Genomic DNA, 15527 nt, shown 5'->3' with positions numbered 1-15527 from the left:
AGTTGCGTCGTGCCACGCTCTCATGACGACCACTGGGATCTGGCGTCCAGCGTGGGCGTGACCGCGACGATGGTCGCGGCCGGCCGCGCCATGGCGACAAAGGATCCGCGCGGTTTGATCAACGACCAGTTCGCCGAACCGCTGGTGCGCGCGGTCGGGGTGGAATTGTTCACCAAGATGATGGACGGCGAGCTCGACTTCGACGCGATCGAGAACGCCTCACCGGTGCGCATGCAGGCGATGATCGACGGAATGGCGGTGCGCACCAAGTACTTCGACGACTACTTCCTCGGCGCCACCGCCGCAGGCGTCCGTCAGGTGGTGATCCTGGCGTCCGGATTGGACTCGCGCGCCTTCCGGCTGCCGTGGCCGAGCGGGACGGTCGTCTACGAGATCGACCAGCCGCAGGTGATCGAGTTCAAGACCACCACGTTGGCCGGCATCGGTGCGCAGCCCACCGCCACCCGGCGCACCGTCGCCATCGACCTGCGCGGCGACTGGCCGGCGGCGCTTCGGGCGGCGGGGCTGGACACCACCGCGCCGACGGCGTGGTTGGCCGAAGGCCTGCTGATCTACCTACCGCCGGAAGCCCAGGACCGGTTGTTCGACAACATCACGGCGCTCAGCGCGCCCGGGAGCACCATCGCCACCGAATTCGTGCCCGGCATCATCGATTTCGATGTCGAGCGGGCGCGGGAGATGTCGGGTTCATTCCGGGATCACGGCGTGGACATCGACATGGGATCGCTGGTGTATACCGGCGAACGCAACCATGTCGTCGACTATCTGCGGACGTCGGGGTGGGACGTCGAGGGCGTGACACGCACCGAACTGTTCCAGCGCAACGGCATCGACGTACCCCCTCCCGAAAACGACGACCCGCTCGGCGAAATCATCTTCATCAGCGGCGGGCTCACCGGCTAGAAGCGCCACTCCCCCGGCCACAGCACGTGCGTGCCGGTCAGCGTCCGCCCGGCGTCCTCGAGGATGCCGGCAACCGACCGGCCCAGCAGTGCGCCCAGCGCGTCCGGCAGCGACGCCGCGGCCGGTTGCGACGACGGGCGGGGTCGCACGAAGTCCAGCAGCGACGAGCCCGGGTAGCTGACGATGCGGACATCGGTGTCCTCGTCTAAGCCGGCCAGGATCTTGGCCCGGCGCACGGCGGTTCGCAGGCCGCCGAGTTCGTCGACCAGACCGCGCTCCAAGGCGTCGGCACCGGTCCACACCCGCCCCCGCGCGACGGCATCCACGGCATCGGCGCTCAGCTTGCGCCCCTGCGCCACCCGCTCCACGAAGTTGGCGTAGACCAGGTCCGCCTGGGCCTCCTGATGGGCCCGCTGCTGCGGCGTGAACGGCGCGTCGATCGACCAGGCATCGGCATTTGCGTTGGTGCGCACGGTATCCGAGGCCACGCCCAGCCGCCCCTTCAGATCGCGAACGACGAACTTTCCGCTGTACACACCGATGGACCCGGTGATCGTGCCGGGGCTGGCCACGATCGCGTCGGCGCCCATCGAGATGTAGTAGCCGCCGGACGCGGCGACCGATCCCATGGACGCCACCACCGGTTTACCGCGTGCGCGGGCCCGTGCCACCTCGCGCCAGACGGTCTCGGAGGCGAAGAGCGAACCGCCCGGGCTGTCCACCCGCAACACGATCGCGCACACCGCGTCGTTGGCGGCCGCCTCCCGCAGTGCCGCCGCGATGGTGTCGCCGCCGACGGCCGTACCGCCGAAGGGCAGGAATTGGGGCCCGCCGCGCCCGTCGACGATATGGCCCGCGACGGTGACCAGGGCGAGCGTGGGGTTGGGACGGCGGCCGGGAATCGGCGGCAGGGGCGGGGCCAACCGGGACTGCGCCGCGCCGGCGTACCGCGACAGGTAGAGCCGTGGCGGAGCGTTCTCATCGGAGTCGATGGACTCCGGCGAAATGCCTTCCACACCAATTAGTTCCGCTATCCGCGCGTACGCCTCGTCGCGGAAGCCGATCCGGTCGACCAGACCCGACGCGACGGCGTCATCTCGCAACAGCGGGGCCCGGTCGGCCAGCGCATCGAGCGCACCCGAATCGATGCTGCGTGATTCGGCGACCGCCTGCCACACCTGGTCCTGCAGGCTTTCCAGCATCCGGGTGACGGCTTCGCGGTGGGCCTCGGTGAACCCGCCCTCGGTGTATCGGTTGATCGCCGACTTGTATTCGCCGCGCGCGACGAACTCGGCTTCGATGCCCGCCTTGTCGAGCGCGTCCCGCAGAAAGGTGACGTTGCTGGCGAAGCCGACCAGGCCGACGCTTCCCGACGGCTGCATCCACACTTCGCCGAATGCCGAAGCCAGGTAGTACGACAGCGTCCCGGGATAGGTCTCGGCCCACGCCAGCGACGGCTTGCGGGCGGTGAAGGCGGCGACGGCGTCGCGCAGCTCCTGAACCGCGGCCGGCGGCGCCGCCGCAAGCTGCACGCGGGCGATCAGCCCCGCGACGCGGGAGTCCTCGGCGGCCCGGTGGATCGCGGCGACGGCGTCACGCAGCGCCATCGGCCGGCCGCCCCCGGTGATGAACGCCAGCGGGTCGAAGCCCGAGCTTTCCGGCGGCACCGAGCGCAAGTTCAATTCGAGTACGCAGCCATTGGGCACGCCGTGATGGCGGGCGGTATCGACGCGGGCGGCCACTGCACGCACCTCGTCCCCCCACCGTGCGATGCCGGGAAGCGAAGGCAAGAAGCCGAACATGTCCGCAGCCTACCGATCGGCCGCCGTACGGTGGTGGGGTGAGGTTCTCGATCGCCATCCCCCAATTCGACTTCGACGGCTTCGATGACACCGGGCTGCGCTTGTATCTCGCGCGCGCGGAGGAACTCGGGTTCGAGGGAGGCTGGGTGCTCGAGCAGATCATCGGCGATGCACCGCTGCTGGCGCCGCTGGAGCTGCTGGCGTACTGCGCGGCCTGCACCGAGCGACTGCGCCTCGGGGTCGCCGTGCTGGTGTCCTCGCTGCATGATCCGCTTCAGTTGGCCTCGGCCGTGACCGCCGTGGACCGGCTCAGCCACGGCCGCCTCGACGTCGGCGTCGCACCCGGCGGCGGATTCCGCAGGTTCGCCGCGTTCGGCGTCGAGAAGTCAACCTACATAAGCTATTTCACCGAGGGCCTCGACTTGATGAAGGCGGCCTGGTCCGACGAACCCCGGGTGAGCTTCCACGGCCGGTTCCGCGACGTCGACGACCTTCCCATCCAGCCCAAGCCGGTGCAGCGGCCGCACCCGCCGATCTGGTTCGGCGGCCTCGCTCCCAAGGCCCTGGCCCGGGCCGTGCGCCACGGCGACTCGTTTCTGGGTGCGGGCTCCTCGACCACCGAAGCGTTCGCCGAAGCCGTCGGCATCCTGCGCCGCGAACTCGACGAACAACACAAAGACCCGGCGCACTTCACCATCGGCAAGCGGGTCTATCTGATGATCGACGACGATGCCGCGCGGGCGCGTGAACGGGTGCTCGCCGGGCTGCGCCGCATCTACGGCGAAATGTCGGGCATCGATGCGGTTCCCGTGTCGGGCACACCCGACGACGTGGCACGCGGACTGCGCGAGGTGATCGACGCCGGGGCGGAGATGCTGCTGCTCAACCCCGTCGCCACCGACGTCGCGGAGAACGGCGCGCAGATGGAACGCCTTGCCGCGGAAGTGATTCCGCAGCTGCGCTGACTACAGCTCGGTGACCGAACCGCCCGCGGCGGTGATCTTCTCGCGGGCGCTGCCGCTGAACTTGTGCGCGGACAGGTCGACCTTCACCGTCAGCTTGCCGTCGCCGAGGACCTTGACCAACGAGTTCTTGCGAACGGCGCCCTTGGCCACCAGTTCTTCCACACCGACGGCGCCGCCCTTGGGGAACAGCCGGTTGATGTCCCCGACGTTGACGATCTCGTATTCGGTGCGGAACCGGTTACGGAAGCCCTTGAGCTTGGGCAGCCGCATGTGGATCGGCATCTGCCCGCCCTCGAAGGTCGCCGGCACCTGCTTGCGGGCCTTGGTGCCCTTGGTGCCGCGGCCCGCGGTCTTGCCCTTGGAGCCCTCACCGCGACCGACGCGGGTGCGGGCGGTCTTCGACCCGGGAGCGGGCTTGAGGTCATGCAGCTTGAGTGTCATTTGGTCTTACCTCCGGCGCCCGCCTCGGCCGGCTCCACCTCGACGAGGTGGCTCACGACCGCGATCAGGCCGCGCGTCTGCGGGTTGTCTTCGCGGACCACCGAATGGCGAATCCGGTGCAGTCCCAGCGTGCGCAGGCTCTCGCGCTGCTTCCAGCGTGTCCCGATGGTGCTGCGCACCTGGGTGATCTTCAGCTGACTCATGGCTGCGCCTCCCGCGCCCCTGAATTCTGGAGGCTCGCACTCGCCAGCGCTTCACTCTCCCGTCGCGCCTTGAGCATCCCGGCCGGGGCGACGTCCTCGATCGGCAGTCCGCGGCGGGCGGCCACCTCTTCGGGACGCTGCAGCAGCTTGAGCGCGGCGACGGTGGCGTGCACCACGTTGATCGCGTTGTCGCTGCCCAATGATTTCGCCAGGATGTCGCGCACCCCAGCACATTCCAGCACCGCGCGGGCCGCGCCACCGGCGATCACACCGGTACCCGGACTGGCCGGGCGCAACAGCACCACGCCGGCGGCGGCCTCACCCTGCACCGGGTGAGTGATGGTGCCGCCGATCAAGGGAACCCGGAAGAAGCCCTTGCGCGCCTCTTCCACACCCTTGGCGATTGCGGCCGGGACTTCCTTGGCCTTGCCATAACCGACGCCGACCATGCCGCTGCCGTCGCCGACGATGACCAGGGCGGTGAAGCTGAATCGCCGGCCACCCTTGACCACCTTGGAGACGCGGTTGATGGCGACGACCCGTTCCAGGTAGTTGCTCTTGTCGCCGTCACGGTCGCGGCCGCGGCCGCCGCCGTCCCGCCTGCCGCGGGAGTCGCGGCCGTCACCGCGCGCGTCGCGGCCCTCTGGGGCGCCTTGCCCGCCGGCTGGCTGCTCCGCCATTATGCGGTCCTTCCAGTTGTCATCAGAAACTCAATCCGTTCTCGCGTGCGGCATCGGCCAGCGCCGCGATCCGTCCGCCGTAGGTGTATCCGCCGCGGTCGAACACCGCGCTCTCGATGCCGGCGGCCTTGGCGCGCTCGGCGATCAGCTGACCGACCCGCACGCTGTGGGCTTTCTTGTCGCCGTCCACGCCGCGCACATCGGCCTCGATCGACGACGCCGCGGCCAGCGTGGTGCCGTTTTCGTCGTTGACCAATTGCACGTGAATGTGCCGCGCGGACCGGTGCACGACCAGCCGCGGGCGCTCGCCAGTGCCCGAGATCTTCTTGCGCAGCCGCGCGTGCCTGCGCACCCGCGAGACCCGCCGCGCTTCGGACACGCTCTGCCCCACTGACTTTCGCACGGCGGCAGCTTGTGATTTCGCCATGGCTACTTACCTGTCTTTCCGACCTTGCGGCGGATCTGCTCACCCTCGTAGCGCACGCCCTTGCCCTTGTAGGGGTCGGGGCGACGCAGGCGGCGGATATTCGCCGAGATCTGGCCGACCTTTTGCTTGTCGATCCCGGTGATCGTGAATTTCGTCGGCGACTGCACCGCGAACGTGATGCCCTCGGGGGCCTCGATCACCACGGGATGGCTGTAGCCCAGCGCGAACTCGAGGTTGGAACCCTTGAGCTGCACCCGATAACCGACACCGAAGATTTCCATCTTGGTGGTGTAACCCTCCGTCACACCGGTGACCAGATTGGACACCAGGGTGCGGGACAACCCGTGTAGCTCGCGACTGCGCCGCTCGTCGTCGGGACGGCTGACGATGAGGGCGCCGTCGTCGTTGCGCGACACCACGATCGGCTCGGCGACCTTCAGATCCAGGGTGCCCTTGGGTCCCTTCACCGAGACGTTCTGGCCTTCGATTGTGACGTCGACTCCGGAGGGGACCGGAATCGGCTGCTTACCAATGCGCGACATGGCTTTTCCTCAACCCCTCACCACACGTATGCGAGGACTTCGCCGCCCACGCCCTGTCTGGCTGCCTGACGGTCGGTCAGCAGGCCCGAGGAGGTCGAGATGATCGCCACGCCCAGGCCGCCGAGCACCCGCGGCAGATTGGTGGATTTCGCGTACACGCGCAGGCCCGGCTTGGACACCCGGCGCAAACCGGCGATGCTGCGTTCGCGGCTCGGCCCGTACTTGAGCTGGATGACCAGCGACTTGCCGACCCGAGCATCCTCGGTCCGGTAGTCGCTGATGTAGCCCTCGCTCTTGAGGATCTGGGCGATGTTCGCCTTGATCTTCGAGTGGGGCAGGCTCACCTCGTCGTGATACGCCGAATTGGCATTGCGCAGACGTGTCAAGAAGTCCGCGATCGGGTCGGTCATCGTCATAGTTGCGTCCTATGTCCCGTCACCAGCTGCTCTTCTGCACGCCGGGCAGCTCACCGGCGTGCGCCATCTCGCGCAGGCAGATCCTGCAGAGCCCGAACTTGCGGAACACCGCGCGCGGACGGCCGCACTTGCTGCAGCGGGTGTAGCTGCGCACCGCGAATTTCGGCTTGCGCGCGGCCTTGTTAACCAGTGCCTTCTTAGCCATCTAGTCAGTTCTCCTTGAAGGGAAAGCCGAGGGCCCGCAACAGCGCTCGTCCTTCGTCGTCGTTTGTCGCCGAGGTGACGACGTTGATGTCCATGCCGCGGACCCGGTCGATCTTGTCGACGTCGATCTCGTGGAACACCGACTGCTCGGCCAGCCCGAAGGTGTAGTTGCCGGCACCGTCGAACTGCTTGGGCGAAAGCCCGCGGAAGTCGCGAATACGTGGCAGCGCGATCGACGTGAGCCGGTCGAGGAACTCCCACATCCGGTCGCCGCGCAAGGTAACCCGCACGCCGATCGGCATGCCCTCGCGCAGCTTGAACTGCGCGATCGACTTGCGCGCCTTGCGAATCTCGGGCCGCTGCCCGGTGATCAGCGCCAGGTCGTTGACCGCGCCGTTGATCAGCTTGGCGTCCCGGGCCGCGTCACCGACCCCCATGTTGACGACGACCTTCGTCACCGTCGGGATCTGCATGACGTTGCCGTAGCCGAACTGCTTGTGCAACGCATCCCGAATCTCGTTGCGGTAGCGCTCTTTAAGGCGCGGCTGCACCTTCTCAGCGGTTGTCATCAGATGTCCTTGCCGTTGCGCTTGGAAATGCGGACGCGCTTGCCGGTCTCCTCGTCGAGCCGGTAGCCGACGCGGGCGGGCTTGCCGTCCGAGTCGACCACCATCACGTTGGAAACGTGAATCGGGGCTTCCTGGGTGACGATGCCGCCCGACCGGGCCCCGCGCTGAGTGGTGGAAACCGCGGTGTGCTTCTTGATCCGGTTGACGCCCTCGACCAACACCCGGCCGCGGTCCGGGTAGACCTTGAGCACCTTGCCCTTGGCGCCCTTGTCCTTACCGGCGATCACCAGGACGGTGTCGTCCTTTTTGACCTTCATCTACAGCACCTCCGGGGCCAGCGAGATGATCTTCATGAATCGCTTCTCGCGCAGTTCGCGGCCGACCGGGCCGAAGATACGCGTCCCGCGCGGGTCGTTGTCGGGCTTGATGATCACCGCGGCGTTCTCGTCGAACTTGATGTAACTGCCGTCGGGACGCCTGCGCTCCTTGACGGTGCGCACCACGACGGCTTTGACGACCTCACCACGTTTGACGTTGCCGCCCGGAATGGCGTCCTTGACGGTGGCAACGATGACGTCGCCGATACCGGCGTAGCGTCGCGACGAACCGCCGAGCACCCGGATGCACAAGATCTCCTTGGCGCCGGTGTTGTCGGCGACCTTCAGCCGCGATTCCTGCTGAATCACTCGATCTCCTGACCTGGTTGCGTGTGCACGGCAGGGGAAACCCAAAACCTGACGTGCGCGGTCTGTGTGGCCGACGGGCACGCGGGGCCGATTCACACCGGCCGAGGTCTGCCCAAGGCAACCCCTAGAGTCTAGGGGACGGCCAGCTCAGAGCCAAATTGTCGGCGAATTGCCGTCAGCGGCCGATTTCGCCGATTCCGCGGATGTCGCCGAGGTGGTGAACGCCCTCGTGCATCGCCTGACGGACCAGCCAGCGCGCCGTGCGCTGCTCGCCCGGCAATCGGGTGGCCACGCGGTCCCAGCCGTCGTCGCGCACCCGCGCGATTTCGTCGCGGAAACCCGCCGCCGCCCTCGCCAGCTCGTCGAGCGTGGCTTCGATGTCGCATTCGTTGTATCGGAATCGACGGGCCCGCAGATCGTTGAACATCGGCTCCAGGGCGGGCTTGTCCTCGGTGCGGACGCGGTAGAGCCGGATGGTGAAGGCCACATAGACGTCGCGGAGGTGGCAGAGGTACTCGGCGGCCGACCACACCTCGGGACTGGGCCGCACCCGGCGAGCCTCCGCCGGCAGTGCGCGTACGGCATCCCGCGCCGCGTCCGGTATGCCGGCGATGACGCCGACCGCGTCGTCGATCCGAATCCCTTGGTAGGCGATCGAACAGCCGTCGCAGACGTGATCCTCGGCCGCGAGCGGCGGTAGCGACGTGGGCATGTGAAGATGCTGCACCTAAAACGGCGGCGGTTCCCCATCGGGTGGTGCGGGACCGGCATTGCTCAAGCGCCGTACCACGCGGCGCTCGCGGTTGTGCCGGCGTTCGGCGGCGATGCGGGTGGCGCGGTCTTGCGCCCGGGTCCGGCGGCGTTTGGGCATCCTCGCGGTCCGCTCGCCCCAATGGTCCCTGGCCACGTCGGCCTCGGGGGCGGGGAGGGCCCCGGTGGCGTGGCACAGGCTGGGGAACAGCAGCGCGCTGCCGGGCGTGGTGACATAGGTGTGCCCCGTGGGCGAGGTCAAGATCAGCGTCCCGTCGGGCAATTGCTGTTCTTGCCAGCCCAGGAAGGTTTTGACCAAATGATGGGTGCGGCAATAACACTTGAGGTTCGACGCGTGGGTCTTGCCACCCGCCTCGTACGGGATGGTGTGGTCGATGTCGCAGCCCACGGCGGGGCGATCGCAGCCCGGCCAGCGGCAGGTCAAGTCGCGGCAGCGCACGAAATCGGCCAGCGCCTGCGAGGGCACATAGCTGGGCTCGGGTGGGGCGTCGGCGGGGTGGATCAGCGGCACCAGCTTCGCGGACACGGCCAATTCCTGGATGAGTTCGGCGGTGATCAGCCCATCGGCGCCCACCTCCGACGCCGGCGCACCGCCGCCGTCGAGGGTGGCCTGTTCGGCGATCACGTGAATGACCACCGGACCCGCCGCCGGTCGCTTCCCGGCCGCACAGTCGGGTCGCCCGCAGCGACAGCCCAGCCGATCGGCGCCCGCGGCCAGCGCCCCGAGGGCGTCGGCGCGGCGCTGCTCACGGCTGCGCGGATCGTGTTCACAGACCGTGGCCGCCAACCCGTCCAACCGCTTCTCCAGCGCATGCGCGTCCGGGGTCATCAGACGCCCACCGATTTCCGAGAGGCCCTCGAAGCCATCGACGGTCCACACCTCACGATCGCTCTGACGCTCGCGGCGCCGCCGCACCGCGTCCGCGTCGGCCCTGGCGACGATCTTGTCCACCTGCCCGGCCAGCCGGCCCTGCGTCATCGATGGCCAGCGCGCCACATTGGCGGCCAACTGGGCATCTACCGCCTCCAGCACCGCGGGGTCGGTGATCAAATCAGTGCGGTACACGACGGTCTGAAACATCCGATAGTCGATATCCCCAGCTTTGAAAACTTCGCCCACCCGCGGCAGGCGCTCGCGCATCGCCCGCGCATACCGCAACCGGCTCGCGGCCAGACCCTGGCTGATCCGCAGCGCCGCGCCCACCTCGGCGGCCACCGCCTCCATCGTGTCGATCGCCCAGTCTTCGTTCTCCGAACAGCGCGAGAGCCGATACCCGAACAGCTCGCCGATCGCTACCAGCTGCGCGGCCGCCGCCCGATTCTCCACCCGCGCCGACGCGCACACGCGCTCCACCAGAGCGGCCGAGTCAGGCGTCGTCGACGGATGGCACCGCTCGATCAGCTCATCAAACCGAGCGATCACTTCTTCGAACATATGTTCGACTATACAGGCCGTCACTGACTTCCGCTTCTGGCGGGCGCGCCGGTTGTGGATAACCCGCATCGCGGTGGTGTCGCGACCGGCGACATCCGGCCACCGTGGTCGCCAGTTAGTCCCCCTGCCGGACCCAGGCGACGATGTACAGGCTCATCGCCGTCACCAGCGCGATCAGCACCCACTGCACGATGGCTTGGTCGATCCATGAGCCCGGCGGCGGGGCTCCGGGGAGGATGTTGCGCAGCGGGACGATGGCGAACAGGTTTGCGGCATACCACGTCGCGAACGGCGGCAGAAATTTTCTCCTGCCCAGGGCCATCGGAATGGCCACCAGCAGCGCCAGGGTAGGCAGGCTGATCAGCACCAAGCAGATACCCAGGTCAAAGATCAACGGCCCCTTGGCCCTTCGCAGGGTGATGACGACGTTCCCGTTGTCGCTGGCGCGAGAGGTCGGCAGCGCGGCGGGGTCGTGGACGCGGTGGACGCTGATGTCCCAACCGTCCAGCTCCCCGGTCACTTCGACGCGGGCGGGCACTTTCTTGGGGCTCTCGCCGGCTCCGACGAATGCATCGGCCGAGATCGGCTCGGTCTGGTACGAGTCGAACGGCCAGTTGCCCGGATCGCCGCGCGCCTCGACGGTGGTGCTCAGTTGGGCGGGCGCCTTTCCCTTCGGGTAATGCAGGTCCCCCAGGTCGCTGGTGGGATACAGGCGCACGGCGACATCGGTGCCCAGCACGTCGTAGCGGTTGTCGTACGCCGAAACTCCCGGATACACAAGCACATTCACCGAGAGGCGGTGTGCGACCGGCTTCAGCTCCTCGACGCGCAGCTGCACGATGGTCGCGTCTCCGCCGCCCTGGCTCAGATCCAGCGGAGGCAGCGGTCCCTCCGACCTTTCCAGCCAGTGGACGCCCAGCAGCGACAGGGCGTACGCGGCGATGACGGTCACCAGAACACCGACACCGATCGCGATGCGGGGTTTCGACGGTTTTGGCTTCTGCGGCGGCTTCCCGTTTCCCGACGACGCCGTCGACGGGGCGACGGGCGGCGCGGGCCGCGCTTGCGTGGTCATCGTTGCTGGAGCCGGTCTGGAACTGGCCGGTGCGATCCAGTTGGTCGGGGCGCCACGGCCTCAGATGCTAGCGAACGGCCGCGCCGCCCGCGCGGCGAAATCGCATGTCGACGCGCGTATGGCGGTTCCGTCATCCGCCGGACATCCACCGTTCACTTGCCGGACGGGGCGACCCGAGCCAGGCGCGACCGGCGACGGCACGCGACGTTGCTAGCCGAACGTGGGATCAGCCACGCAGCGAAACCCGATGTGGGTCGTCGCGGTGTCCTGTGACTGCGGCGACCGCGCGGCCGGACGGTAGCGATGGCAATATTCCGGAGCGCACAGGTGCGAGCCGCCCTTCAACGTCTGACTCACGGTCGGATCGGCGGGCCCCGCGGGCGCGCAGCAGGCCTTCGGCGGCTGGTCGAGCCGGTGGTGCGCGGAAAACTCGGTGGCGGTCCACTCCCAGACATTGCCGATCATGTCGACGAGGCCAAAACCGTTGGGGGGGAAGGTCCCCACCGGCGACGTTCCCGTCCAGCCGAGCGCACCGTCGTTGCGGTACGGAAAGCTGCCCTGCCAGGTGTTGGCCATCAGCCGTCCGCCGGGCTTCTCCTCCTCGCCCCACGCGTAGGTCGTCGTGGTTGCGCCGCGCGCGGCGTACTCCCACTCGGCCTCGGTCGGCAGCCGCCGCCCCGCCCATCGCGCGTAGGCCGCGGCGTCGGGATAGGCCACCTGGACCACCGGGTGATCGGCTCGGTCGGCGGTGCTGTCCGGCCCGTCGGGACCGAACGGATGACGCCAGGTCGCCCCCGGCGCCCAGCCCCACCACTGCCGCCAGTCGCGCAGATCGACCGGGCCCCGCGTCGGGCGGAAAACCATCGCGCCCGGGCACAGGTCGGCCGGGTCCGCACCGGGGTACAGAGTCGGGTCGATCGGTTGCTCGGCGACCGTCACATAGCCTGTGGCGTCGACGAATTCGGCAAACTGCGCGTTGGTCACCGGGTGCCGCTCCACCGCGAACGCGGCGACGGTCACGGTGTGGATCGGCGCCTCTTCGGGGTAAAAACTCGTCGACCCCATGCGGAACGATCCGCCCGGGAGGTCGACCAGCTCGGTAAGCACCCCCTCAGGGTAGGACTGCCGCGAAGCGGCTCAGTCCGATTGTCGGTACCAGGTGAACATGTACAGGGCCATCGCCGCGACGAGCGCCATCAGCACCCAGATCACCAGAACCTGGTCGATCCATGCGCCCGGCGGCGGAGACCCCGGAAGGAAATTGCGTATCGGGATCACGGCGAACAGCATGGCGGCGAACCACGTCACGAAGGGCGGCACGAATTTCCGTCTGCCCAGCGCGATTTGGATGGCCACGGCAAAAGCCAGCGTGGGTAGGGCGAACAGGACCAGGCAAATGCCCAGGTCGAAGATCAGCGGCCCCTTGGCGCGATGCAACGTGATGATGACGTTGTCCGGGCGATCCGCCTCCTGGCTGGCTTCGCCCACGCGCTGGACCCTGACGTCCCAACCGTCCAACGCCCCGGTCACTTCCACCCGGGCGGGTATGTACTGGCGGGCATCGCCTTGCCCGACGAGCACCTCCGCCGACAGGGTGTCGGTGCTGTAGGAGTCGAACGGCCAGTTGTTCGGATCGCCATGCGCCTCGATCGTGGTGGCAACCTGTGCCGGCGACTTCCCCGCCGGGTATTGGAGGTCTCCGAGATCGTTAGGAGGGTCCATGCGCACCGCGGTGTCGGTCTTGAGGACGTCGAGGCGCTTGTCGAACATGGAATCCTCGGGGATCACAAGCACCTTCACCGTGAGGCGATTCGCAACGGTTTCCAGCTTTTCGAGACGCACCAGCACGACGGTGTCGCCGGTGGCGTTCAAGTCCGGCGGCTTGATCGGTGCCGCCGATTTGGACAGCAGGTGGACGCCAAAGAGCGACAGCCCGTAGACGATGACGAAAGCCACCAGGATGCCGATTACTAACAGCGTGCGCCGTCCCCCCCGTTTGGCGGGAGCATCGGGCGCGGTCTCGGGCGTCGGCGTGGGAGGCGTCGAGGGCGGTGGCGCTGGTGGAGCCTGGTGGGTCATCGGTCAACACCTCCGTGGGATTGCGGCGGCCCGGCGGGCAAGCACACGAGGATTCGATGGTAGCGAACCGGTGCGGTCCGCGCCGAGAATCGAAATTTCCGCGATCAATAGGCAATTTCGGCTAACCCTCAAACGGCGATTCGCCTCCCAGCGAACCCGTTCATCCGGTGTTGGTTTGCCTGTTAATTCGGTGGCGGTAAATGTCTCCGTGTGAAGCACAAGCGATCAGCCGCGGCCGTGAGCGTGCTCGCGGCGGGCGCCATCGCCCTCACCGCCTGCAGCAACTCCCATGCGACGCTCGCGTATGCGGCCGGGGCCAAGGTGGACTGCGGCGGCAAACAGGCCCTGGCCGCCAGCGGCTCGACCGCGCAAGCACACGCGATGACCCGATTCGTCGCGGCCTACACGAAAGCCTGCGCCGGGCAGACGCTCAACTACACCGCCAACGGGTCGGGCGCGGGCATCAGCGAATTCCTCAGCGGCAAAACCGATTTCGGCGGATCGGACACACCCCTGTCGGGCGACCAATACCCCGCCGCCAGGCAGCGATGCGGAGGCGCCGACGCCTGGAACCTGCCCGTGGTCTTCGGCCCGCTGGCCATCACGTACAACCTCAGCTCCGTGGATTCGTTGGTGCTCGACGCTCCCACGCTGGCCAAGATCTTCAACGGCACCATCACGCGCTGGGACGACCCGGCCCTGACGGCGCTCAACGCATCCATGCCGGCGGAGGACATCCGGGTCATCTACCGCAGCGACGCATCCGGCACCACCGACAACTTCCAGTCCTACCTTCAGGCCGCATCGGGCGGTGCCTGGAGTAAGGGTGCCGGCAAGATATTCAACGGCGGGGTCGGCACCGGCGCCGCGGGAAACGTCGGCACCTCGGCGGCCGTGAAAACCACCGAGGGTGCGGTCAGCTACAACGAGTTGTCTTTCGCGCTGCAGCAAGGGCTTTACGCCGCCGAGATCAAAACCCCGGCAAGCCGTAGGGCGTTGCGCCCGGTCCGGATCGGCACCGACACGGTCGGCAAGACCATCACCGGCGCGAAGATCATCGGCAATGGCAACGACCTCGTCCTCGACCTTTCGTCGTTCTACAACCCTGCCCAACCCGACGTCTACCCGATCGTGATGGCCACCTACGAGATCGTCTGCTCGAAGTACCCCGACCCCGACGTCGCCCAGGCGGTCAAGGCATTCCTGCAGGCGGCCATCGGCCCCGGACAGATCGACCTCAACAAAAGCGGTTACATCCCGCTGTCGCCCGACTTCCAGGCACGGGTATCCAGCGCCGTCGACGCCATCACCGGAGCGCCGAACCCGCAGTAGGTCAGGTCTTTTGCCTTCGCTCCCGTTGGCGCCACCATCCGACCAGAAAGAGCGCCATCGCGACCACCAGCCCGATCAACACCCACAGCACGATGGCTTGGTCGATCCACGAACCGTACGGTGGGCTGCCGGGCAGGATGTTGCGCAGCGGGACAATGGCAAACAGCATCGCGCCGTACCAGGTTGTCATCGGCGGTAAGAACGGGGTCCGGCCCAACGCCACGGGAATGGCCACCCACAACGCGAGCACGGGCAGGGCGATCAGGACCAGGCAGATGCCGACGTCGAAGATCAGCGGCCCCTTGGCCCTGTGCAACGTGATGATGACGTTGTCCTGCACGTTCGGGTTGGCATCGTCGGGGTCGTGGACGCGGGTGACGGTGGCGTCCCAACCGTCGAGCTTCCCGGTGGCTTCGACACGGGCGGGCGCCTTTTCGCGGTTGGGGCCGGAGCCGGTGAACACGTCGGCCGCGATGACCTCCGTCTTGTAGGAGTCGAACGGCCAGTTGCCGGGATCACCCTGCGCGCCGATGGTGGTGCTGACTTGTGCCGGCGCCTTGCCCACCGGGTACTGCAGGTCCCCCAGGTCGTTCTCGGGATACAGCCGAACCGCGGCATCGGTGGTGAGCACGCCGAAATTCTTGTCGTACAACGAATCCTTGGGATAGACAAGAACATTCACGGTCAAGCGGTTGGCGACGGTATCCAGCTTCTCCAGGCGTACCTGCACGACGCTGTCCTCGGCCTCGACCTTGCTCAGGTCCACCGCGGGCAGCGGGGGCGCCGACTTGGCCAGCAGGTGCACGGCGATCAGCGAAAGGACATAGACGACGATGACGGCCACCAGGATCGCGAACGCGATCGCGAGCTGGCGGCCACGCCCCCCGGGCGGCGCCGGAGGCGGCAGAGGTCCGGCGGTCATAGAGGCATCACGGGGCCAGATGCTAGCAGCGGCCGACGTCCAACAAACGATTTT

General features: G+C 67.6%; 20 protein-coding genes. 3 read left to right on the top strand and 17 right to left on the bottom strand.

What is annotated here, in order from left to right; translation table 11 throughout:
* Positions 1-9: 9 nt before the first annotated feature.
* A complete protein-coding gene (locus ACQI5H_RS02450) occupies positions 10-924 on the top strand; it encodes a class I SAM-dependent methyltransferase (RefSeq protein ID WP_427077830.1) in 915 nt (304 codons plus the stop codon).
* Here ACQI5H_RS02450 and sppA read toward each other — a convergent pair.
* Positions 921-2726: a signal peptide peptidase SppA gene (sppA, locus tag ACQI5H_RS02445; RefSeq protein ID WP_427077829.1), complete on the bottom strand. Its 1806-nt coding sequence runs from the start codon at positions 2724-2726 to the stop codon at positions 921-923. The genes ACQI5H_RS02450 and sppA overlap by 4 nt on opposite strands.
* Before the next feature lie 38 nt (positions 2727-2764).
* Here sppA and ACQI5H_RS02440 point away from each other — a divergent pair, with 38 nt between their 5' ends.
* Positions 2765-3691 (top strand): LLM class flavin-dependent oxidoreductase, encoded by a 927-nt coding sequence (locus tag ACQI5H_RS02440; protein WP_427077828.1) that lies wholly within the window; start codon positions 2765-2767, stop codon positions 3689-3691.
* On the opposite strand, the gene rplO is transcribed toward ACQI5H_RS02440, so the two are convergent.
* The 15 genes from rplO to ACQI5H_RS02365 all read right to left on the bottom strand — a co-directional run bounded on the left by rplO (position 3692) and on the right by ACQI5H_RS02365 (position 13219).
* The gene (gene rplO / locus ACQI5H_RS02435) at positions 3692-4132 is read right to left on the bottom strand and encodes a 50S ribosomal protein L15 (RefSeq protein ID WP_427077827.1); all 441 of its coding nucleotides are present in this window, start codon (positions 4130-4132) and stop codon (positions 3692-3694) included.
* On the bottom strand, positions 4129-4335 hold the full coding sequence (rpmD, locus tag ACQI5H_RS02430) for a 50S ribosomal protein L30 (RefSeq protein ID WP_076126242.1): 207 nt from the start codon (positions 4333-4335) through the stop codon (positions 4129-4131). The genes rplO and rpmD overlap by 4 nt, the downstream gene beginning before the upstream one ends.
* On the bottom strand, positions 4332-5015 hold the full coding sequence (gene rpsE / locus ACQI5H_RS02425; RefSeq protein ID WP_427077826.1) for a 30S ribosomal protein S5: 684 nt from the start codon (positions 5013-5015) through the stop codon (positions 4332-4334). Before rpsE ends, rpmD begins: the two co-directional genes overlap by 4 nt.
* Before the next feature lie 22 nt (positions 5016-5037).
* Complete coding sequence (rplR, locus tag ACQI5H_RS02420; protein ID WP_139329682.1) at positions 5038-5406, bottom strand: 50S ribosomal protein L18; 369 nt, start codon at positions 5404-5406, stop codon at positions 5038-5040.
* Positions 5407-5444: 38 nt separating this feature from the next.
* A complete protein-coding gene (gene rplF / locus ACQI5H_RS02415) occupies positions 5445-5984 on the bottom strand; it encodes a 50S ribosomal protein L6 (protein ID WP_427077825.1) in 540 nt (179 codons plus the stop codon).
* 17 nt (positions 5985-6001) lie between these two features.
* Positions 6002-6400: a 30S ribosomal protein S8 gene (rpsH, locus tag ACQI5H_RS02410; protein ID WP_076061534.1), complete on the bottom strand. Its 399-nt coding sequence runs from the start codon at positions 6398-6400 to the stop codon at positions 6002-6004.
* Between the two features lie 19 nt (positions 6401-6419).
* On the bottom strand, positions 6420-6605 hold the full coding sequence (locus ACQI5H_RS02405; protein ID WP_076061532.1) for a type Z 30S ribosomal protein S14: 186 nt from the start codon (positions 6603-6605) through the stop codon (positions 6420-6422).
* A 4-nt stretch (positions 6606-6609) separates the two neighbouring features.
* Entirely contained in the window at positions 6610-7173 is a 564-nt protein-coding gene (gene rplE / locus ACQI5H_RS02400; RefSeq protein ID WP_427077824.1) for a 50S ribosomal protein L5, read from the bottom strand.
* A complete protein-coding gene (rplX, locus tag ACQI5H_RS02395; protein ID WP_427077823.1) occupies positions 7173-7490 on the bottom strand; it encodes a 50S ribosomal protein L24 in 318 nt (105 codons plus the stop codon). Before rplX ends, rplE begins: the two co-directional genes overlap by 1 nt.
* Positions 7491-7859, bottom strand: a complete 369-nt coding sequence (gene rplN / locus ACQI5H_RS02390; RefSeq protein ID WP_076061527.1) for a 50S ribosomal protein L14 — start codon at positions 7857-7859, stop codon at positions 7491-7493.
* A gap of 175 nt (positions 7860-8034) precedes the next feature.
* On the bottom strand, positions 8035-8571 hold the full coding sequence (locus tag ACQI5H_RS02385) for a DinB family protein (RefSeq protein ID WP_427077822.1): 537 nt from the start codon (positions 8569-8571) through the stop codon (positions 8035-8037).
* 15 nt (positions 8572-8586) lie between these two features.
* Positions 8587-10065: an HNH endonuclease signature motif containing protein gene (locus tag ACQI5H_RS02380; RefSeq protein ID WP_427077821.1), complete on the bottom strand. Its 1479-nt coding sequence runs from the start codon at positions 10063-10065 to the stop codon at positions 8587-8589.
* 115 nt (positions 10066-10180) lie between these two features.
* Complete coding sequence (locus ACQI5H_RS02375) at positions 10181-11140, bottom strand: DUF4436 domain-containing protein (RefSeq protein ID WP_427077820.1); 960 nt, start codon at positions 11138-11140, stop codon at positions 10181-10183.
* A 210-nt stretch (positions 11141-11350) separates the two neighbouring features.
* Positions 11351-12247, bottom strand: coding sequence for a formylglycine-generating enzyme family protein (locus ACQI5H_RS02370; RefSeq protein ID WP_427077819.1), 897 nt, complete (start codon positions 12245-12247; stop codon positions 11351-11353).
* Positions 12248-12277: 30 nt separating this feature from the next.
* Positions 12278-13219 (bottom strand): DUF4436 domain-containing protein, encoded by a 942-nt coding sequence (locus tag ACQI5H_RS02365; RefSeq protein WP_427077818.1) that lies wholly within the window; start codon positions 13217-13219, stop codon positions 12278-12280.
* 210 nt (positions 13220-13429) lie between these two features.
* Here ACQI5H_RS02365 and pstS point away from each other — a divergent pair, with 210 nt between their 5' ends.
* Positions 13430-14551, top strand: coding sequence for a phosphate ABC transporter substrate-binding protein PstS (gene pstS, locus ACQI5H_RS02360; RefSeq protein WP_427077817.1), 1122 nt, complete (start codon positions 13430-13432; stop codon positions 14549-14551).
* Between the two features lies 1 nt (position 14552).
* Here the strand turns inward: pstS and ACQI5H_RS02355 are convergent, their stop codons facing one another.
* Entirely contained in the window at positions 14553-15473 is a 921-nt protein-coding gene (locus ACQI5H_RS02355) for a DUF4436 domain-containing protein (protein ID WP_427077816.1), read from the bottom strand.
* Between the last annotated feature and the right edge of the window lie 54 nt (positions 15474-15527).

Source organism: Mycobacterium heidelbergense (genome assembly GCF_050205645.1).
Lineage (GTDB): Bacteria > Actinomycetota > Actinomycetes > Mycobacteriales > Mycobacteriaceae > Mycobacterium > Mycobacterium heidelbergense_A.
The sequence above is the reverse complement of the archived record's forward strand: the minus strand, read 5'-3'. Positions and strand labels throughout refer to the sequence as shown.